Annotated in this window: 17 protein-coding genes; 7 read left to right on the plus strand and 10 right to left on the minus strand. The window is 65.8% G+C overall.

The window, feature by feature from the left end; all coding sequences use genetic code 11:
* Positions 1-30 precede the first annotated feature (30 nt).
* A complete protein-coding gene (locus tag ACIA8C_RS39325) occupies positions 31-441 on the plus strand; it encodes an SgcJ/EcaC family oxidoreductase (RefSeq protein WP_397143903.1) in 411 nt (136 codons plus the stop codon).
* Between the two features lie 104 nt (positions 442-545).
* On the opposite strand, the gene ACIA8C_RS39330 is transcribed toward ACIA8C_RS39325, so the two are convergent.
* Complete coding sequence (locus ACIA8C_RS39330; RefSeq protein ID WP_397143906.1) at positions 546-1,064, minus strand: GNAT family N-acetyltransferase; 519 nt, start codon at positions 1,062-1,064, stop codon at positions 546-548.
* 257 nt (positions 1,065-1,321) lie between these two features.
* On the opposite strand from ACIA8C_RS39330, the gene ACIA8C_RS39335 reads away from it, so the two are divergent.
* The gene (locus tag ACIA8C_RS39335; RefSeq protein ID WP_397143908.1) at positions 1,322-2,143 is read left to right on the plus strand and encodes a MarR family transcriptional regulator; all 822 of its coding nucleotides are present in this window, start codon (positions 1,322-1,324) and stop codon (positions 2,141-2,143) included.
* A 42-nt stretch (positions 2,144-2,185) separates the two neighbouring features.
* Here ACIA8C_RS39335 and ACIA8C_RS39340 read toward each other — a convergent pair whose 3' ends face one another.
* A complete protein-coding gene (locus ACIA8C_RS39340; protein ID WP_397143911.1) occupies positions 2,186-3,115 on the minus strand; it encodes an AsnC family transcriptional regulator in 930 nt (309 codons plus the stop codon).
* Positions 3,116-3,548: 433 nt separating this feature from the next.
* Here ACIA8C_RS39340 and ACIA8C_RS39345 point away from each other — a divergent pair, with 433 nt between their 5' ends.
* The 5 genes from ACIA8C_RS39345 to ACIA8C_RS39365 are packed head-to-tail and all read left to right on the plus strand — an operon-like array spanning position 3,549 to position 7,154.
* Positions 3,549-4,382: an LLM class F420-dependent oxidoreductase gene (locus tag ACIA8C_RS39345; RefSeq protein WP_397143913.1), complete on the plus strand. Its 834-nt coding sequence runs from the start codon at positions 3,549-3,551 to the stop codon at positions 4,380-4,382.
* Between the two features lie 24 nt (positions 4,383-4,406).
* A complete protein-coding gene (locus ACIA8C_RS39350) occupies positions 4,407-4,955 on the plus strand; it encodes an amidohydrolase family protein (protein WP_397143916.1) in 549 nt (182 codons plus the stop codon).
* Positions 4,894-5,436: an amidohydrolase family protein gene (locus ACIA8C_RS39355; RefSeq protein ID WP_397143918.1), complete on the plus strand. Its 543-nt coding sequence runs from the start codon at positions 4,894-4,896 to the stop codon at positions 5,434-5,436. Before ACIA8C_RS39350 ends, ACIA8C_RS39355 begins: the two co-directional genes overlap by 62 nt.
* Positions 5,423-6,028 (plus strand): nitroreductase family protein, encoded by a 606-nt coding sequence (locus ACIA8C_RS39360; protein ID WP_397143920.1) that lies wholly within the window; start codon positions 5,423-5,425, stop codon positions 6,026-6,028. Before ACIA8C_RS39355 ends, ACIA8C_RS39360 begins: the two co-directional genes overlap by 14 nt.
* A 46-nt stretch (positions 6,029-6,074) precedes the next feature.
* A complete protein-coding gene (locus ACIA8C_RS39365) occupies positions 6,075-7,154 on the plus strand; it encodes an FAD-dependent oxidoreductase (protein WP_397143922.1) in 1,080 nt (359 codons plus the stop codon).
* Positions 7,155-7,214: 60 nt separating this feature from the next.
* On the opposite strand, the gene polA is transcribed toward ACIA8C_RS39365, so the two are convergent.
* The 8 genes from polA to ACIA8C_RS39405 all read right to left on the minus strand — a co-directional run bounded on the left by polA (position 7,215) and on the right by ACIA8C_RS39405 (position 18,288).
* Positions 7,215-9,959, minus strand: a complete 2,745-nt coding sequence (gene polA / locus ACIA8C_RS39370) for a DNA polymerase I (RefSeq protein WP_397143924.1) — start codon at positions 9,957-9,959, stop codon at positions 7,215-7,217.
* 140 nt (positions 9,960-10,099) lie between these two features.
* A complete protein-coding gene (locus ACIA8C_RS39375; RefSeq protein ID WP_397143927.1) occupies positions 10,100-11,782 on the minus strand; it encodes a DUF885 domain-containing protein in 1,683 nt (560 codons plus the stop codon).
* 53 nt (positions 11,783-11,835) lie between these two features.
* Positions 11,836-12,531, minus strand: coding sequence for an ABC transporter ATP-binding protein (locus ACIA8C_RS39380; RefSeq protein WP_397144004.1), 696 nt, complete (start codon positions 12,529-12,531; stop codon positions 11,836-11,838).
* A gap of 89 nt (positions 12,532-12,620) precedes the next feature.
* Complete coding sequence (locus ACIA8C_RS39385; protein WP_397143929.1) at positions 12,621-13,616, minus strand: ABC transporter ATP-binding protein; 996 nt, start codon at positions 13,614-13,616, stop codon at positions 12,621-12,623.
* Entirely contained in the window at positions 13,613-15,037 is a 1,425-nt protein-coding gene (locus ACIA8C_RS39390) for a branched-chain amino acid ABC transporter permease (protein ID WP_397143931.1), read from the minus strand. Before ACIA8C_RS39390 ends, ACIA8C_RS39385 begins: the two co-directional genes overlap by 4 nt.
* A complete protein-coding gene (locus tag ACIA8C_RS39395) occupies positions 15,034-16,071 on the minus strand; it encodes a branched-chain amino acid ABC transporter permease (RefSeq protein WP_397143933.1) in 1,038 nt (345 codons plus the stop codon). Before ACIA8C_RS39395 ends, ACIA8C_RS39390 begins: the two co-directional genes overlap by 4 nt.
* A gap of 113 nt (positions 16,072-16,184) precedes the next feature.
* Positions 16,185-17,384 (minus strand): branched-chain amino acid ABC transporter substrate-binding protein, encoded by a 1,200-nt coding sequence (locus tag ACIA8C_RS39400; protein ID WP_397143935.1) that lies wholly within the window; start codon positions 17,382-17,384, stop codon positions 16,185-16,187.
* A gap of 286 nt (positions 17,385-17,670) precedes the next feature.
* Positions 17,671-18,288 carry an ANTAR domain-containing response regulator gene (locus ACIA8C_RS39405; protein ID WP_150406672.1) on the minus strand — a complete coding sequence of 206 codons (618 nt, stop codon included), beginning with the start codon at positions 18,286-18,288 and terminating at the stop codon, positions 17,671-17,673.
* Between the last annotated feature and the right edge of the window lie 129 nt (positions 18,289-18,417).

The following is an 18,417-nucleotide window of genomic DNA, read 5'->3' on the forward strand; positions in this document are numbered from 1 at the left end:
CGGGCGAGCCGATCAACAAGGGAGACTCCGATGTCGAACAATCGTGCCGCAGACGAGGCCGCGATCCAGGCCGTGCTTGCTGATTCCTACAAGGCGTGGGAGGCGGGCGACGCCGACGCCATGGTCGCCGACTACACCGCGGACGCGACCGCCATCATGCCCGGCTCGCTCCGTGACAGCCGCGAGATGATCAGCCAGAGCATGGCATCGGCTTTCGCGGGCCCGCTCGCGGGCAGCTCGACCGTCAACAAGCAGCTCAGCATCCGCTTCGTCGGCACCGACGCGGCGATCGTCATCAGCGAATCCGCCATCCTGTTCGCCGGCGAGACCGAAGTTCCCGCCGCGCGCACAGTGAACGCGACCTGGGTCTTCGAGAAGCGCGACGGCCATTGGCTGATCGCCGCCTATCACAACAGCCCGGTACTGACACCTGCTCAGTGAGCTGCGGCGTGCACTGACCAGACGGCCCCCACCCGCCAACGCGGTTGGGGGCCAGCAGCCCTGAACCGTTGCGGCGAAACCTCGCTCGCACATCTCCGCTCGGATTATTGCTCGGACAAACGCATTTCCAGGATCTGTCCTGGCCAGTCCCCATCTGTGCACCTACCGGCCGCGGTGAAGCCGAGACGCTTATATGTATCGATGAGCGCGCCGTCGTCGCCCGCGTAGCAGTCGAGCCGGATGAGATCGATGCCGCACTCGCGAGCCTCTTCGCGGGCTCGTTCGATCAGGACAGCGCCGACGCCTGCGCCGCGATAACGGCGTGATACCAGCAACCAGTTGATGTAGAGCTCACGCTCACCGGCCGGAGCGACGTAAGGCGGCGGTGTCTCGGTGATAACGAGGGCACCAAGTGGTTGGCCATCGTCGGTCTCCGCGACCCGCAGACCACCGCCGGCGGCGCAGTCACGCACGGCTGCTTCACGCTTCGGATTGCCAGTCCACGGCTCGCTGCCCCACTGTCCGGTGCGCCCCGACTCGACCAGCCAAGCCACGGCTTCGTCACCGAGAGCCAACATCATCGCGGCGTCGTCCGGCCACCCCTCCCGTATCCGTATCTGCATCCCGATATTCGATCACAGTCGGGCTCTGGTCGTGAGTCACGTGGCGGCGTATGGAATTCGGCCGTGCTGGCCGGAGTGCCCGAAGCGTCTGGGGTACAAGGCACATCGAGACACTTGCCGCTATTCACGTGGAAGAACGCGGCAAACCCCGGCGCCGCCCAGCAGAATCGATCAGAGTGTCGGATTCGGGCCGCGCTGTTCGTAGCGATAGTGAACGGCCGCCACGAGGGCGCCGATACGACCATAGGAGCCGACCGATGTCGCACTCAGAGACCAAGATCCACCGGATGTTCGAGCTCATCGAGCCGATCGCCACCGTCACCTTCTCCGCGGTGGCGAACGAGGCGTTCCTGGCTGTGGGCATGCGCAATTATTGGGACGGATACTTCGCGGGCCGGGCCGCACCGCTGGGACTGGCACCGGCCGAGGTGGTGCACGCGGTCTTCTACAACTTCGCCGATGGTGAAGTGGCACGCCACATCCCGTGGGTGTGGGGGAAGATCACCCCGCAGGAGGCGATCGCCGTGCGCGAGCGCGGCAGCGCCGCCGCGTTGCGGCAGCGGATCGGGCAGCTCGCCGACTCCCCGGGTCTGATCCGCGCCGCCGACCTCGCCACCCGAGCCGCGGTCAGCGCGCCGACCGAGGGCCGAGCGCTCTACGCCGGGCTCCGGGCGCTCGACATACCCGAGGAGCCGGTGGCCAGGCTCTGGCACGCGGCGACGCTGCTGCGCGAGCACCGCGGCGACGGCCACAACGCCGCCCTGCTCGCCAACGGCATCGGCGGCACCGAAGCCCATGTCCTGCTCGCACTTTCGCTCGGCATGCGGGCGGAGGAGTTCGGCCGGATCCACCACCTGCCCAAGGCGCAGCTGGCCGCCGTCATCGATCGGCTGCGCGGGCGCGGCCTCGTGGACGCCGCCGGCGGGTTCACCGCCGCAGGCCGGGAGATCAAGCAGCGCATCGAGGCCCGCACCGACGAGCTGGCGGCACCGGCGTACGACGTGCTCAGCACAGCCGAGCTCGACGAACTGACCTCGCGACTCGAGCCGATCGCCGCCGCGGCACAAACCGACGACTGAGCGACGCGGAACTCAGGCCGGCGCCTGCGAGGGCTCCGATGGCTAGGACGAGTAGCGCGGAAGGTGCTTGCCGAGGGTGTCGGCCAGCGCCTGGGCTCGGCGGACCAGGTCTTCCCGGTAGGTGATGATGTTGTCCCAGTACAGGCAGAGGGTGCCGAGCTGGGTGTCACCGTTGCACACCGGCATGCCCATCCAGCTGTGGAAGCCTTCGGAGACAACGAGATCGGTCACGGATCGGAAGAGCGGATCGGTTCGGGCGTCGGCCACGAAGACGTGCTGGTTGTGTTTGACGATGTTGGGGAGGACGACGCCCTCGACCCGGCTTTTGACGAGTATCTCCTCGACGTAGCGAGAGGAGAGACCTCGCCAGCGCATCGTGGACGGCGACGGATCGGCGGCCCAGACGTTCCCGGCAGCTACGTGGACCCGGTCCGCGCCCAGCGACGCGGTGGCCACGTCGCAGGCGAGGTCGAGCAGTTCGGACATGCTCCCGACCTTCGATGCCTGCTTGTCGAACTGCTCGAAGTGGTCCACCCGGCTAGCGGTGCCTGGGGTGATCGTCTCGACGACGTGCGTCGAGAGTGACGCCCCGATCCCAGGTCCCTGCTCGATGTGGCGGACATAGAACTCGAGCGCGTCGCTGTCGGATCCGAAAGACGCCAGGACGATCAGCTCGTAGGCCCCCGTGGTCAGGTGGACCGCATCCACCTGGGGCAGCGCCGCCAGGCGGTCGGCGACGACGAACCGCTGGCCCGACTCGACCCGCACCAGGACGATGAGTCGCGATGGAGGCGTCGCGCGGTCCATGGTGGCTACCACCCGCATACCGTCGCGCTCGATCAATCGGCGGATCCGCTGGCGCACGGTCTTCTCCGACACCGCGACCTGGGCGGCGACCTCGAGGTTGGACATTCGCCCGTTCTCGGCCAGCAGGCCGAAGATCTGTTTATCCAGCGCGTCGAGCTCGCGCACCTGAACCTCCTCGTCTCGGGCAGCACAGCCCACCGAAATCCGAATATCGACCAAGATAGCCGATATTCGGAGCCATAGGGTCGTCGTGAGGGTATGCACGTGCGAGCAGTCCGGTTCAGCTGGCCGGGGTCGCCATCGACCAGATGGCCTTCGCTGGCCTGAGCTCGTGGCGGGCCTACGGCCTCGACCATAGACCCGAGTGGTCCGATCGAGTCGGCCCGCGCGGACTTCCGTCATTGACGACTTCGCTGGAGTAGCGGTACTTTGCAGTAGTCCGAATATCGTCCCATATGGGTCGATATTCGGACTCAATAGGTCACAGTGTCCGACTATAGGGCACCAGTTGGCCACCCTTCGACCCACCACTCTGATGTCGACGATGGGCCAGCCCTGCGCTCAACGCCGATGGACCACGAGAGAGGACGCGGAAAGCATGCGATTCGCCTTCAGGACTGCCCCCCAGGACACCACCTGGGCCGAGATACTGGCCGTCTGGCAGGTGGCTGACGACATCGAGGTGTTCGAATCAGGATGGACCTTCGACCACTTCTATCCCATCTTCTCCGACAGCCGAGGGCCGTGCCTGGAAGGCTGGACGGTCACGACCGCCCTGGCCCAGGCGACCAAGAGACTCCGATTCGGAACCCTCGTGACCGGGATCCCCTACCGGCATCCCGCCGTCCTCGCCAACATGGCGACGGCTCTCGACATCATTTCCGGAGGCCGACTGGAGCTGGGGATAGGGGCCGGTTGGAACGAAGAGGAATCGGCCGCCTACGGCATTGCGCTCGGTACACCCGCGGAGCGCAGCGACCGGTTCGAGGAGGCGTGTGCGGTGCTCACCAGCCTGATGAGCCAGGAGACGACCACCTTCGACGGCAAGTTCTACCAACTCACCGACGCCCGCAACGAACCCAAAGGCGTCCAGCGCCCCCACCCGCCGATCTGCATCGGGGGCAACGGCGAGAAGCGCACTCTCCGCACGGCGGCCCGCTTCGCTCAGCATTGGAGCTTCCTCGGCGGGACCCCGCAGGAATTCGCCCATAAGCGCGACGTGCTCCATGCCCACTGCGACGACATCGGTAGAGATCCGAGCGAAATCCTCCTGTCGAGCCCCGTGAAATACGACGGAGACGTGGGAGCCACCGCCGCAGCTGCCGCCGCACTGGGGGAGGAAGGGCTCGACCTCGCCATCATCCCCCTGCGGCCGCCGCTCGACCCGGCGGTACTCGAGCCCCTCGCCTCCGCCCTCGCCGAGATCGGTTAGTAGGACACAAGAAGGACGACACACATGATCATCGACGTACACACCCATTACTTGCCCACTTCGTATCGGCCCATGTTGGGAACATTGACCGCGATGTCGGGGACGCCGACCGCGCCCGCGGCGAACTCGCCATCAGAGGCACGTCAGATGTTCGCGGCAATGTCCGATGAACCGGGGATGATCAATCAGCGAATTGACATGATGGACGATGCCGGAGTGGGACGGCAGATTCTCTCTGCTGGCAGCCTGGCACCTTACGCTACGGAATCTCATTTGGCGGTCGAGGCGGCCCATCTCCTCAACGACAGTTACTGCGAACTGACCAATTCGCATCCCAACCGATTCTCCTCCTTCGTTTCGCTGCCCTTGCCGCATATCGATGCGTCACTCGACGAAATGCGGCGTGGGCTGGACGAGTTGGGCATGGTCGGCGTGGCCTTCAGCTGTTCGGTGTTCAACCGCTCCATGGCCGAAGCGGAATTCGAACCGCTGTACGCGGAGATGAACGCGCGTGGTACGACCCTTTTCTTTCATCCATGCCAAAAACGGCATCTGTTCACCATTCATCAATGACTACGGCTTCACGACGGCGGCCGGGGCGTCCCTGGAGGACACCGCCATCGTGCTCCATTTGATCAAGCGAAATATCCCGGCTCGCTATCCTAATATCAAAATCATAATTCCCCACTTGGGTGGCCTGATCCCGATGCAGCTGGCGCGACTCGACGGCCAAGCAAACACGCCAGACCTGCTCAGTCCACCGAGCGCGATGGCTCGCAGCCTCTACTACGACACCGTTGGGTGGGGTTCACAAGCCGCTCTCCGGTGTGCCTGCGAACCCTTCGGCGCCGACCGCCTCGTGCCGGGCAGCGACTTCCCTGCTCTGCTGACGGTCGAGTCCTATAGGCGGACATTCGAGTACATCAAGGAATCTCGACTGTCCGACCAGGAAATCGAGCAGATCCTCTACCGCAATGCGTTGGCTCTATTCGACTTCGACAAGGCACCATCTCGGGCCGTTCCTCGTCAGGAGGTAGATCATGGACGTGTTTGAGGCGATGGAGTCGGCCATGACCATGCGGTGGTTCGCCGACGAGCCGGTACCAGATGAGCTGATCGATAAACTGATCTGGGCCGGCACCAGAGCGTCGAGTCCAGAGAACTCCCAACTCTGGGACTTCATTGTGGTCAAGTCACCAGAACAGCGTGCGCGACTGCACGAGACCATTGTTCCCGACATCTCGTCACTCGACCCCGTCCGCGAGCGGATGGCCGACGCTGCCGACCCGGTGAAGCGTCGTATGGGAGAGAGCGGATATCACCTATTGGCCACACTGCGAGAGGCCCCGATTCTGATATTCGTCTGTGGATCATCACTGGTTCCCGGCGACCCGAGAGAGGACCGCTACCAATACGCCGCGATTTACGGAGCTTCGCAAAACATGCTCGTAGCCGGAAGGGCGCTGGGGTTGGGAGTCGCTCCGACCGGCATCCATAACCTCAACAGCAGGGGCGTCCGACAAGTGCTCAATGTGCCCGATCACAAGATCATCGGTGTGACCATGGCAGTCGGGTGGCCGACCCGTCCATTCCGTCCGGTCAAACGGAAGCCGATCGCGGACGTGATGCACTTCGATGGTTGGTGAACGCCCCACCACTACTCGTTCGGCAACTTCCGGTAGGAGAACTGAGATGGGCCGGGTCATCATCGCCGGTGCGGGAATCGTCGGGTTGAGCACCGCGCTTTCCCTGCGTCGGGCGGGTTTTGAGGTCGCGGTCCGGGAGCGGGCGCCGCAGATCAGGGCGACCGGCGCCGTTCTCGGCGTGTGGCCGCACACGATCCGGGAACTCGAACGACTCGGGCTGGGCGCGCGGCTGGCCGAGATCAAAGCAGAACCCAGTTTCGTACGCTATCGCGATTTTTCCGGTGCCGAGTTGGCCACGATCGAAATGCCGCCGGCCCGAACGGTATATCGGCCCAGGCTCAACGCATTACTCGCCGCCGCCGTCGGTGCCGCCGACCTGCGAACCGGCAAGGAACTCGTCGACTACGTCGAAGACCGGGCCGGCGTCACCGTTTACTACGCCGATGGTGACCACGAACGCGCGGACCTGCTCATCGGTGCCGACGGCCTGAATTCGCGGGTGCGTGCGATTCTCGCCCCGGGTACCGAGAGCCGTCACCAGGGTGGGCACCACGTGTGGCGGGCGGTACTGCCCTTCGACGGCGAGATCGGCGATGGCTGTCCGGTGCTCGGGCGCGACCGCACCCGAGGGACGCTCATGCGCCTCGCCGACGGTTCTTGCTGCTGGGTCATCGCCCAATTCGGCGCCACCACCAGTACCACCAGGAACAGCAAGGAAGAAGCCCTCGCCAGGGTGTCCAACCTGCACGACGGGACCTGGCCGTTCGCGCTGCGCGCGGCCGTCTCGGCCACCCCACAAGACGCGGTCCTGCACAGCCGAGTCGCCGTGGTGCCGCCCATCTCTCGCTGGGCCGGTGATCGGGTAGTACTCGCCGGAGACGCCGCACACGCCATGTCCCCGCACATCGGGTCCGGCGCCTCACTGGGAATCGAGGACGCGCGGGTGCTCGGTGATTACCTCAGCCGCGCCGACATCACACCCGCATTGGCCGCGTACCAACACGACAGGCTCGACCGGTACCGGCAAGTGCGACGGTACGCGGACAACCTCGCCGCAGCGCCGACACCGCTGTCCTACGTGGAACGATTCGCCGAATACCTGAACTGGCTGCACAACAGCCGTTGATCGGGCTCGAGTCCCGCCGATGCCGCGCGCCGACTGTGGCGGCGCGCGGCATCGCGCACGTCAATGGGCGGCGTTGTCCCAGCTGCGCCCGGTGCCGACCGAGACGTCCAACGGCACCGAGAGGTGGATAGCGGCGGCCATCTGTTCCTTAGCCAAGGCCTCCAGGGTGTCCTTCTCCCCCTCGGCTACCTCGAACAGCAATTCGTCGTGGATTTGCAGGAGCATGCGGGAGCGCAGCCCTGCTTCCCGGATCGCCTTGTGCACGTTGATCATTGCCACCTTGATGATGTCGGCGGCGGTGCCCTGGATGGGCGCGTTGAGGGCCATCCGTTCGGCGGCTTCACGGCGCTGGCGGTTGCTGGAGTCGAGGTCGGGGAGGTAGCGACGGCGGCCGAACAGGGTGGAGGTGTAGCCGACCTTGCGGGCCTGTTCGACTACCTCGTAGAGGTAATCGCGGATGCCGCCGAAGCGGTCGAAGTAGACATCCATTTGTTCTTTGGCCTCGGTGGTGCTGATCTTCAGTTGTGCGGCAAGGCCGTACGAGCTCAGACCGTAGGCGAGGCCGTAGGACATGGCCTTGATGCGGCGGCGCAGTTCGGGGGTGATCTCGGCGATGGGGATGTCGAAGGCCTTCGACGCGACGAAGGTGTGCAGGTCTTCGCCGGAGTTGAAGGCCTCGATCAGCGCCTCGTCCTCGGAAAGATGCGCCATGATGCGCATTTCGATCTGGCTGTAATCCGCGGTCATCAGCGACTGGTAGCCGGCGCCGACGACGAAGGTATCGCGGATCTGCCTGCCGGTGTCGGTGCGGATGGGGATGTTCTGCAGGTTCGGCTCGGTGGACGAGAGGCGGCCGGTGGCGGCGATGGTCTGGTTGAACGTGGTGTGGATGCGGCCGTCGTCGGCGACGCACTTCAGCAGGCCGTCGACGGTGACCTTCAGCCGGGTGGCGTCGCGGTGCTCGAGCAGGTGCTGCAAGAACGGGTGCTCGGTCTTCTCGAACAGCGACTCCAGTGCGTCGGCGTCGGTGGTGTAGCCGGTCTTGGTGCGCTTGGTCTTCGGCATGTCGAGCTCGTCGAACAGCACCACCTGCAGCTGCTTGGGCGAGCCGAGGTTGATCTGCTTGCCGATCACCTCGTAGGCGGCGTTGGCGGCCTCGGACACCTTGTCGGCGAACTGGCGCTGCAGCGTCTCCAGCTGGTCGGTGTCGACGGCGATGCCCGCGTCCTCGAGGGTGGCGAGCACGCCGAGCAGCGGCAACTCCATGTCCTCCAGCAGCGGAACGGATTCGATCTGCTGGAGTTCGGTGTCGAGCGCGTCGGCGAGGTCGGCGACGGCCCTGGCACGCAGCATCTCGGTCTGCGCGAGCTCGGTGTCGACGGCGTCCTCGTCGTCGAGCAGCGACAGCTGCGGGGCCTCCTCGGTCTCGGCGCGCAGCTCGCGGCGCAGGTAGCGCAGCGAGAGGTCGTCGAGATTGAAGCTGCGCTGGCCGGGGCGGACCAGGTAGGCGGCCAACGCGGTGTCGCTGGTGAGGCCGCCGAGGGTCCAGCCGCGGCCGCGCAGCGCGTGCATGGCGGCCTTCGCCTCGTGCAGCGCCTTCGGCACGGCCGGGTCGGCGAGCCAAGCGCCAAGTGCCGCTTCGTCTTCCGGAGTGAGGATGGCGACGTCGATGTAGCCGCTCTCGCCGTCGGCGGCCGCGATGGCGAGCGCGCGGACGTCACCGGCGCCGGGGGTGCCCGCGCCGACGACCGAGACGCCCTGCCGGACACCGGCTTTCGCGTGCTCGGTGAGCCAGTCGGCGACCGCGCCCACCTCGAGTGCGCCACCGCTGATCTCGAAGCCCGCCTCGGCTTCTGGCTCCTTCGGGGCCAGCGTCTCGAACAGGCGGTCCCGCAGCACGCGGAACTCCAGGTCGTCGAAGAGCTGATGGATCTTGTTGCGGTCCCACGGCGCCTGCGCCAGCTGATCGGGCGTGTAGGGCAGCGGCACGTCGCGGATCATCTCGGTGAGCTGACGGTTGAGCACCACGCTGCTCAGGTTGGCCCGCAGCGCGTCGCCGACCTTGCCCTTCACCTCGTCCACCTTGTCGACGAGGCTGTTGAGGTCGCCGTATTCGCGGATCCACTTGGCCGCGGTCTTCTCCCCAACGCCGGGGATGCCGGGCAGGTTGTCGCTCGGGTCGCCGCGCAGCGCGGCGTAATCCGGGTACTGGGCCGGGGTGAGGCCGTACTTGGTGAACACCTCGTCGGGGGTGAAGCGGGTGAGATCGGAGACACCCTTGCGCGGATACAGCAACGTCACGTTCTCGTCGACCAGCTGGATGGCGTCGCGGTCGCCGGAGACGATCAGCACCCGGAAGCCCTGCGCCTCCGCCTGCGTGGTCAAGGTGGCGATGAGGTCGTCGGCTTCGAAGCCGTCGATCGCCATCACCGGGATGCCCATCGCGCCGAGCACATCCTTGGTGAGTTCGACCTGCCCGCGGAACTCGTCCGGCGTCTGCGAACGGTTCGCCTTGTACTCCGGGTATGCCTCGGTGCGGAAGGTCTTCCTCGACACGTCGAACGCCGTCGCGATGTGCGTCGGCTTCTCGTCGCGCAGCAGGTTGATCAGCATCGCGGTGAAGCCGTACACCGCGTTGGTGGTCTGCCCCGTCACCGTTTTGAAGTTCTCCGCCGGTAGCGCGAAGAACGCGCGATAGGCAATCGAATGCCCGTCCAACAACAGCAGAGTCGGCCGGTCACCCGACGCGGAATCGCCGGAGCCGGACGCGGTGGCAGGACGCTGAGCAGTCGTGGGTGAACTCACGCCACAGAGTCTAGGGACCAGCACCGACAAGGTGATACGGCGACACCCGCCTCATCCACGTCAGCTGGGCACAGCGCACCGGAACGGCATCCGGTTCCGGGCGCAGCACGGCCGGCGAGCGCCACGGCTGAGGCACGCGATCACGACAACAACGACCCGACCAGCTCCCGCAGCACCGGCAGGCTGACCGACCCGGAGCCGAGGACCGTGTCGTGGAATCCCTTGATGTCGAACGCGCTGCCGAGGCGTTCGGTCGCGGTGAGACGTTGGCGGCGAATCTCGAGTTGGCCGATCTTGTAGGCGACGGCCTGGCCCGGCATGCCGATGTAGCGGTCCACCTCGGTGGTGATCTCGGCCAGACCCGCCGGGCAGTTGGCGACCATGAAGTCGATGGCCTGTTGCCTGGTCCAGCCTTTGGCGTGCAGGCCGGTGTCGACCACGAGGCGGCAGGACCGCCACGAGTCGCCGCAGAGCATGCCGAGGCGGCCCAGATCGTCCTCGTACAAACCCATTTCGTCGGCGAGCCGCTCGGTGTAGAGCGCCCAGCCCTCGACGAACGCGGTGTTCGCGTAGGACTGCCGCTGGAAGCGCGGCAGGTGGTCGAGTTCGTTGGCGATGGTGAGTTGCAGGTGATGGCCGGGGACGGCCTCGTGGAAGGCCACCGAGGCGGTCTCGAATCGGCCGCGGCCGGTGGGGTGCGAGGTGTTGACGAAGTAGGTGCCCGGCCGGGAACCGTCCGCGGCGGGCGGGAAGTAGTAGGCCGGCGGCGCGTCCGCGGCGAGGAAGTCCGGCACGGGGACGATGTCGCAGGTTTCCTTGGGCAGCCTGCCGAACCAGTTGCCCATCTCGGCGTTCGCGGCGGTGACCGCGTGGCGGGCGTCGAACATGATCTGCTCGCCGTCGACGTAGCACAGCGCCGGATCGTCACGCAGTCGCGCGAAGACCTCGCCGAGTTCGGCGGTGCCGAACAGCCGCTCGCCGATCGTCGCGTACTCCTCACGCAGCCCGGCCAGCTCGGTCAGCCCGAGCTCGTGGATCTCGTCGGCACCCAGGTCGGGCAGGGTGGTGTGGTAGCGCAGCTGACGGCGGTAGATGTCCTCGCCGTCCGCGCCGAGCCAGCAAAGGCCCGGCTTGTCGTCGGGGCGGCTCGCGGGCAGCAGCTCGTTGAACAGCACCTCCCGGTAGGCCTGGAACGCCGGGCGGATGACCTCCCTTGCCACCTCGGTCAATTCGGCCCGCCAGTTCGCTTCGCCGTCCCAGCCCTGCGGGCCCGCGATGGTGACGAACGGATCCGCCGACAGCTCCGAGGCGAGGTATCCGTCGAGCTGATTCAGCGACCGCTCGAGGGTGATCCGCGCGGGCGTACGGCCCGCCGCGAGGCCGTCCCGGAACCGCACCGCGGCCTGGCCGAGCATGTCGCCGTACTGCCGATACCGCTGGATGAGTGCGCTCGCGTTCGCCGGCTGTGGCGCGTTGGTCTGCGGCGCCAAGGTGAGGGCGTAGGCGTGTACGCCCTCCATCTGATCGGAGGCCAATTCCAGCGGCCGCCATTCGAGCCGCTCGATCGCGCCGGTCAATTCGGTGCGCAGCAGGCTCCGGGTGATGCGATCGGTGTGGTCGAGCCGCTCGGTGTCGAGCGCGTCGACCTGACCGAGCAACTCGCGCCAGGTGGCCAGCAACCGTTCGTCAGCGGCGGCGGACAGATCCTCGATGCGGTCGTCGAATCGACGGTCGCCGAGCAGCGTCGCGTCGCTGGGTTTGGCCTCCAGGACGGTGTCCCAGTACCGCTCGGCCAGACCTGTCAGCTCATCGTGACCATTCATGGTGACGATCATGCCTCGAGGACGGCCTTGCGGCACTGGGGTTTACACCGGGACTATCCGACGCCGAGGTAGGCCGACTTCACCGACGGATCGGTGAGCAGTTCCCGGCCGGAGCCGGTCTTGGTGACCTCGCCGGTCTCCATGATGTAGGCGCGGTCGCTGCGCGAGAGCGCCTGTTGCGCGTTCTGCTCGACCAGCAGCACCGTGGTGCCCTGCTGGTTGATCTCCGAGATGATCCGGAAGATCTGCTGAATGATCATGGGCGCCAAGCCCATCGACGGTTCATCCAGCAACAACAGCCGCGGCCGCGCCATCAGCGCACGGCCGATGGCGAGCATCTGCTGCTCGCCGCCGGACAGGGTGCCACCAACCTGCTTGCGCCGCTCCGCCATTCGGGGAAACAGCTCGAAGACCCAGTCGAGCGTCTTGCTGTATTCCGCCTTCTGCTTGAACGGCCTTCCGTAGCAACCCATGTCGAGGTTTTCCTGCACCGTCATGCCGGGGAAAACGCCACGGCCCTCCGGTGCCTGGATCAGGCCCTCGCCCACCCGCTCGTGCGCCTTCATGTGGGTGATGTCGCGACCCTCGAACATGATTCGACCGCGGGTCAGCGGCAGCAGCCCGGACAACGCCCGCATCGTGGTGGTCTTGCCCGCGCCGTTCGCGCCGAGCAGGGTAACCAGCTCGCCCGCCGCCACCTGCAGCGAAATCCCGTGCAGCGCCTGGATTCTGCCGTAGTTGACGACCATGTCGGTGACCTCGAGCAGCGCGTCAGCACTGCCCTTGGTCACCTCGACGGCCTGCTGATCCGGTTCTCTGTGCGATGCCATCGCTGCTCCTACCCGTCTGTCCCGTGCGCGCTTGCCGTCCCTGACTCGGTGCCGTCATCGGGCACACCGAGGTAGGCGGCGATCACCGCGGTGTCCTCCCGGATGTCGGCGGGCAGCCCGTCCGCGATCTTGCGGCCGAACTCCAGCACCACGATCCGGTCGGTCACGCCCATCACCAGGCGCATGTCGTGCTCGATCAGCAGCACGGTGAACCCGTCGTCGCGGATCTTGCGGATCAGATCCATCAGCGCCGACTTCTCGCTCGGATTGAACCCGGCGGCGGGCTCGTCCAGGCAGAGCAGCTTCGGCTCGGTGGCCAGCGCCCTGGCGATCTCCAGCCTGCGCTGATCGCCGTAGGACAGGTTGCGCGCCTTCTCCACCGCTTTCGGTGCGATACCGACGAATTCGAGCAGCGCCATGCCGCGCTCGATCGCGTCGTGTTCCTCCCGCCGGTGCCGAGTGGTGCGGAAGATGGCACCGGGCACCGAGGTCTTGTGCCTGGCGTCGGTGCCGACCACCACGTTCTCCAGCGCCGTCATCTCGCCGAAGAGCCGGATGTTCTGGAAGGTGCGCGCGATGCCGAGCCGGGTGATGGCGTTGCGCTTGGTCTTCGTCAGCGGCGCGCCGTCGAAGTACACCGTGCCCGACGCGGGCCGGTACACACCGGTGATCGCGTTGAAGCAGGTGGTTTTTCCGGCACCGTTGGGGCCGATGAGCCCGAGGATCTCGCCGCGGCGGATCTCGAAACTCACCGCGTCCAGCGCGGTCAGACCGCCGAACTTCACGGTCAGCTCCTCGGTGCGCAAAAGCGGTGCACCGACAGCCGTTTCGATCTCCCGGCTGGAGGCGACGACCTCCGCGACCGTCTCGGCGTCGGCCAGATCCGGAATCACCGCGGTCAGATCGACCACGCCGGCACTGGGCGCGGCCTCCGGCTCGGCCACGTAGCCGGCGGCCATGTCTTCGTTGTCGAACAGTGCGCCACCGGCGCCCGGCCCGGTCATCGGGTCGCCCCAATTCCCTCGTCGCCGAACGGTTTACGTACGGCCTGGTACACCTGACGCCCGTAGGCGAGCAGTTTCTGCCGGACCGGGAACAGGCCCTGCGGTTTGAAGATCATGACCACCATCAGCGTGATACCGAAGAACAGATACTTGTAGTCGCCGAGCGACTGCGCGCCCGGTTCGTGGAACTTCAGCACACTGCCGAGCACGATGAGCAGCACCACGATCGCCACGATCGACCCGGCCAGATAACCCAGCCTGATCGGCCCTTCCTGATCACGAGCCCACCTGCGCCACACCACGATCAACGCGACGAGCACGGCCACGCTGACCACGATCAGCAACCAGCCGACTGCGCTCTGCCCGACGGCCTGCACCGAAAGCAACCGGTTCGGCAGGTACACGATGATGAACGCGCCGACGATCACGCCGAGCTTGTTGCCCTGCCCGCCGATCACCACCGCGCACAGGAACAGCATCGAGTTGATGATGTTGAACCCGGTCGGGTTGATGAACTGCACCTGGCCCGCGTACAGCGCGCCGGAGAGCCCGCCGACCGCGGCACCGATCATGAATGCCCACAGCTTGAACTTGAAGGTGGGCACGCCCATGATCTCGGCCGCGTCCTCGTCCTCGCGGATCGCGACCCAGGCCCGGCCGACGCGGCTGCGCTCCAGGTTGCCGACGATCAGCAGGACGATGATCACCAGGATCATGCCGACCCAGAACCACCAGGTGCCCGCGTTGGCCTTGTCGAAGATGTTGGAGGTGTCCGAGTTTCCGACGTTGCCGGAGGAGAACACGCCGTTCTGCTTGTGCGCGGACTCGCCGATGTGCGGGTAGGCGATGCCGGACAGGCCGAGGCTGCCGTTGGTGACGTCGCCGAGGTTGTCGGCGAGCAGCCGGACGATCTCACCGAAGCCGAGCGTCACGATGGCCAGATAATCGCCGCGCAACCGCAGCGTCGGGGTGCCAAGGATCAGGCCGGAGACCGCGGTGACCGCCGCCGCCAGCGGCAGGCAGGCCAGCCAGGCCCAGTCCTCGCTCAGCCAGCCGCCGTCCGTTTGATTCCACGGACTGTTCGGACTGGTGAGCAGGCCGACGGTGTACGCGCCGACGGCATAGAAGCCGACATAGCCGAGATCGAGCAGACCCGCCTGTCCGACAACGACATTCAGGCCGACCGCGAGCAGCGCGTACATGGCGAACTGCGCCATCACGCCGCCGAAGCTGGTGCCCGGGGTATCGAGGAACGGAGGCGGGAACAACGGAAGCAACGCCAGCAGGATGATGGCGGGCACGCCGACGGCCCACTGCGCAGGCCGGGACAGCCCGCCCCACCAGGACCGCAGACTGTCACCGATGCCGTGCATCGGCCGCTCCGGCTTGATCGGCGGAGCGGCGGTTTTGGTCTCACTCATGCTCTCGCCTTCCCGAGGCTCTCGCCCAAAATGCCGGTCGGCCGGATCATCAGCACCAGCACGAGCACCACGAACGCGACCACGTCACGCCATTCGGTGCCGAACAGGATCTGGCCGTAGTTCTCCGCCAGCCCGAGCAGCAGGCCGCCGAGCAACGCGCCACGCAGGTTGCCGATGCCGCCGAGCACCGCGGCGCTGAACGCCTTGATGCCGAGGATGAACCCGCCCGAGTAGATGATGCCGTTCGGGATCTTGAGCGCGTACAGCAGCGCGGCCGCACCGGCGAGCACGCCGCCGATGAGGAAGGTGAGCATGATGATCCGCTCCCGCGAGACGCCCATCAGCGTCGCGGTATCGGGATCCTGCGCAACGGCCCGGATGCCGCGGCCGAACTTGGTCTGGTTGATCAGCAGTTCGGTGGCGATCGCGAGAATGACCGCGGCGCCGATGATCACGAGCGTCACGTTGGTGATGTCCGCGCCGCCGAGGCTGAACTGCTTGGTCGGTTCGACCAGCATGATCGGCTTCTGGGCGTTGGTGCCGCCCAGGCTCGGCCAGATCTTCGGCAGCACGAAGTGCACCACCTCCTGGATCACGAACGAGGCGCCGATCGCGGTGATGAGGAAGATCAGGGGTTTGGCGCCACGTCTGCGCAGCGGCCGATAGGCCACCCGCTCCAATCCGACCGCGGCGGCGCCGGACACCGCCATGCCGAAGATCATCGCCAACGCCAGATAGGTGATGGTGAGGATGATGCCCTGGGAGTAAACATCACCGCTCGGCGAGAAACCGAGCAACATCAGCCCGATGTACTGGCCGAACAAGCCGAGCATGAATATTTCCGAATGGGCAAAATTGATCAGCCGCAAAACGCCGTAGACCAGGGTGTAGCCCACAGCAACCAGCGCGTAGATCGCGCCGTAGGACAATCCGTCGACGGTCAGTCGCCAGAAATCGTGGATCACACCTTCATAGTTGAAGTCGATAGATCCGCCGGCGAGTTGTACAACGCCGGTTAATGCCGATGAGTTCATTCGCTAATTCGCCCTCATTGATTCGCCCTCATAGATTCGCCCGAACGACACAGCAGCACGTACTGGGATTCGCGCGAACCCCGGTACGTGCTGCGCGATCTCGTGTTAGTGGGTTACTTGACCGTGTAGATCCAGATCAGCGCGTTGCTCAGTTCCCCGTTGGGGTTCCACTTGTACTGACGCGCGAGACCGGCACCGTCGTAGGACTTCACGTACTCGAGCAGGTCGGGACGGGTGACCTTGCCACCGTCGATGCCCTTGGACAGGATCGTGGCCAGGTCGTAGGCCTCCACCGAGTACACACCCGACGGCTGGCCGTTGAAGGCCTGGTAGTCCTTGGCGAACTTCTCCGGCGCGGGACCACAGGGGCAGGTCAGCGTCGAGCCCTTGGCCGCGCTGCCCGCCTGGGACAGGAACTGCGGGTCGTTGACGCCGTCGGGGCCGACGAAGACACCCTTGAAGCCACCGGACTTCAGCTGCTGCGCGAGCGGCGCGCCCTCGGCGTAGTAACCGGCGTAGAAGACGGCGTCGGCATTGGCCGAGGCGATCTTGGTGACCGTCGCGGAGAAGTCCTTGTCGCCGGTCTTGATGCTGGACGAGCAGGCGGCGTCGGCGGCGGCACCGAGACCATCGGTGATGCTCTTGGCCAGGCCGGTGCCGTAGTCGCTGTTGTCCTGGACGACGCAGACCTTCTTGTAGCCCGCGGTGCCGGTCAGGTACTTCGCGACCGACGGACCCTGCACGTCATCGTTGGCGAGGCCACGGAAGAAGGTGGTCCAGCCGTTCTGGGTGAGCGTGGCGTTGGTGGCCGAGGAGGTCACCGAGACCAGGCCCGCGTCGCTGAGGATCTTGCCGGTCGCCTTGGTCTCACCGGAGAACGCCGGACCGACCAGGCCGATGATCGACTTGTCGTTGACCACCTGCGGAATGACCTGGGTGGCCTTCTGCGGGTCGCCCTCGGTATCGAACGACTTCAATTCGATCTTGCAGCCCGCGTTGGCCTTGTTGTGCTGATCGAGCGCGAGCTTGACACCCATCTGGATGTTGATCCCGAGCGCGGCGTTCGGGCCGGTCAGCGCGCCCGCGAAGGCGATGGTCGTGCCGGCCGGGCAGGTCCCCTTGCCGTCACCGGCGGGATCGGCGGCCTTGGCCGGGTCGGTCTTCGGGACCTCTTTACCGTTGATGTCTACCTGCGCCACCGGGACGATGGCCAGTCCGGCCGCACCGCTGGTGCCGGACGAGTCCGTACCGGTGCTGGTCGATTTGTCGCTACATCCCGTCAGCACCAGCGCGGCGGCAGCGCCGATAGCCAAAACACCTCGCGTCGTACGACTGTGCCATGTCGAACTAAGCACGTTTCACCTCTAAGTCCTGTGCTCCCCCGGGTCACCGAGGAGGCCGACCACGTCAGCCCGGTCAGAACTTAGCGTTCATACGTTAGTTCCGCATCACATTCGGATCATGAACGCAACATCGTGTCGAATTTTTGTTCACGATTGCGTTTCACGCGCGTAAAATCGACGAGTAATCGGCCCAGACGGACGCAGTCGTTCAACACGCCGTTGCCCCGTCGGCGGTCCGCTCAGCGGACCCGGCCCCTCACTTGGGAGCGAGGTTCTCCAGCACGACCTCGGCGACCGCCTTCATGGTAGTCCGGCGATCCATCGCGGTCCGCTGAATCCACTTGAAAGCCTGCGGCTCGGACAGACCCTGCGTCTGCATCAACACGCCCTTGGCCCGCTCCACCAGCTTGCGCGTCTCCAAGCGGTCGGACAGGTTCGCGACCTCGCCCTCCAGCGCGGTGATCTCATGGAAACGGCTCGCCGCCAGCTCGATCGCCGGCACCAGATCCGACTTGGTGAACGGCTTCACCAAATACGCCATCGCGCCCGCGTCACGCGCCCGCTCGACCAAGTCGCGCTGGCTGAACGCGGTCAGAATCACCACCGGCGCAACACGTTTCGACGCGATCTCGGCCGCCGCATCGATACCGTCCCGGCGCGGCATCTTCACATCCATGATGACCAGATCCGGACGATGCTCCACCGCCAGATCCACCGCCTGCTGGCCGTCGCCGGCCTCACCGACCACCAGGTAACCCTCTTCGGTCAGCATCTCGACCAGGTCCATGCGGATGAGCGCCTCATCCTCAGCGACGACAACCCGCTTCGCCCCCGCGTCGCGCTTAGTGCTTGCGCCCCCTGCTGCTGTACTCATAGGTAGACCCCTCTGGTTCAGATGCCTGTCCCGACACGCGGCAGTGTGGACGTTGGTCCAACAAGCCGACCATCGACCTCACCGCCGCGCTATCGAGTGATGTAAAGAGTACCTTTCACTTCGGCATAG

The organism is Nocardia sp. NPDC051321 (assembly GCF_044455225.1).
In the GTDB taxonomy this organism is placed as follows: Bacteria; Actinomycetota; Actinomycetes; order Mycobacteriales; family Mycobacteriaceae; genus Nocardia.

Bases quoted from the DNA above. Each gene is read 5' to 3' on its own strand.
- ACIA8C_RS39380 (WP_397144004.1), bottom strand. From the start codon at position 12,531: ATGGTCGTCAACTACGGCAGAATCCAGGCGCTGCACGGGATTTCGCTG.
- ACIA8C_RS39390 (WP_397143931.1), bottom strand. From the start codon at position 15,037: ATGAGTGAGACCAAAACCGCCGCTCCGCCGATCAAGCCGGAGCGGCCG.
- ACIA8C_RS39325 (WP_397143903.1), top strand. From the start codon at position 31: ATGTCGAACAATCGTGCCGCAGACGAGGCCGCGATCCAGGCCGTGCTT.
- ACIA8C_RS39335 (WP_397143908.1), top strand. From the start codon at position 1,322: ATGTCGCACTCAGAGACCAAGATCCACCGGATGTTCGAGCTCATCGAG.
- ACIA8C_RS39365 (WP_397143922.1), top strand. From the start codon at position 6,075: ATGGGCCGGGTCATCATCGCCGGTGCGGGAATCGTCGGGTTGAGCACC.
- ACIA8C_RS39395 (WP_397143933.1), bottom strand. From the start codon at position 16,071: ATGAACTCATCGGCATTAACCGGCGTTGTACAACTCGCCGGCGGATCT.
- ACIA8C_RS39385 (WP_397143929.1), bottom strand. From the start codon at position 13,616: ATGACCGGGCCGGGCGCCGGTGGCGCACTGTTCGACAACGAAGACATG.
- ACIA8C_RS39345 (WP_397143913.1), top strand. From the start codon at position 3,549: ATGCGATTCGCCTTCAGGACTGCCCCCCAGGACACCACCTGGGCCGAG.
- ACIA8C_RS39375 (WP_397143927.1), bottom strand. From the start codon at position 11,782: ATGAATGGTCACGATGAGCTGACAGGTCTGGCCGAGCGGTACTGGGAC.
- ACIA8C_RS39350 (WP_397143916.1), top strand. From the start codon at position 4,407: ATGATCATCGACGTACACACCCATTACTTGCCCACTTCGTATCGGCCC.
- ACIA8C_RS39405 (WP_150406672.1), bottom strand. From the start codon at position 18,288: ATGAGTACAGCAGCAGGGGGCGCAAGCACTAAGCGCGACGCGGGGGCG.
- ACIA8C_RS39330 (WP_397143906.1), bottom strand. From the start codon at position 1,064: ATGCAGATACGGATACGGGAGGGGTGGCCGGACGACGCCGCGATGATG.
- ACIA8C_RS39360 (WP_397143920.1), top strand. From the start codon at position 5,423: ATGGACGTGTTTGAGGCGATGGAGTCGGCCATGACCATGCGGTGGTTC.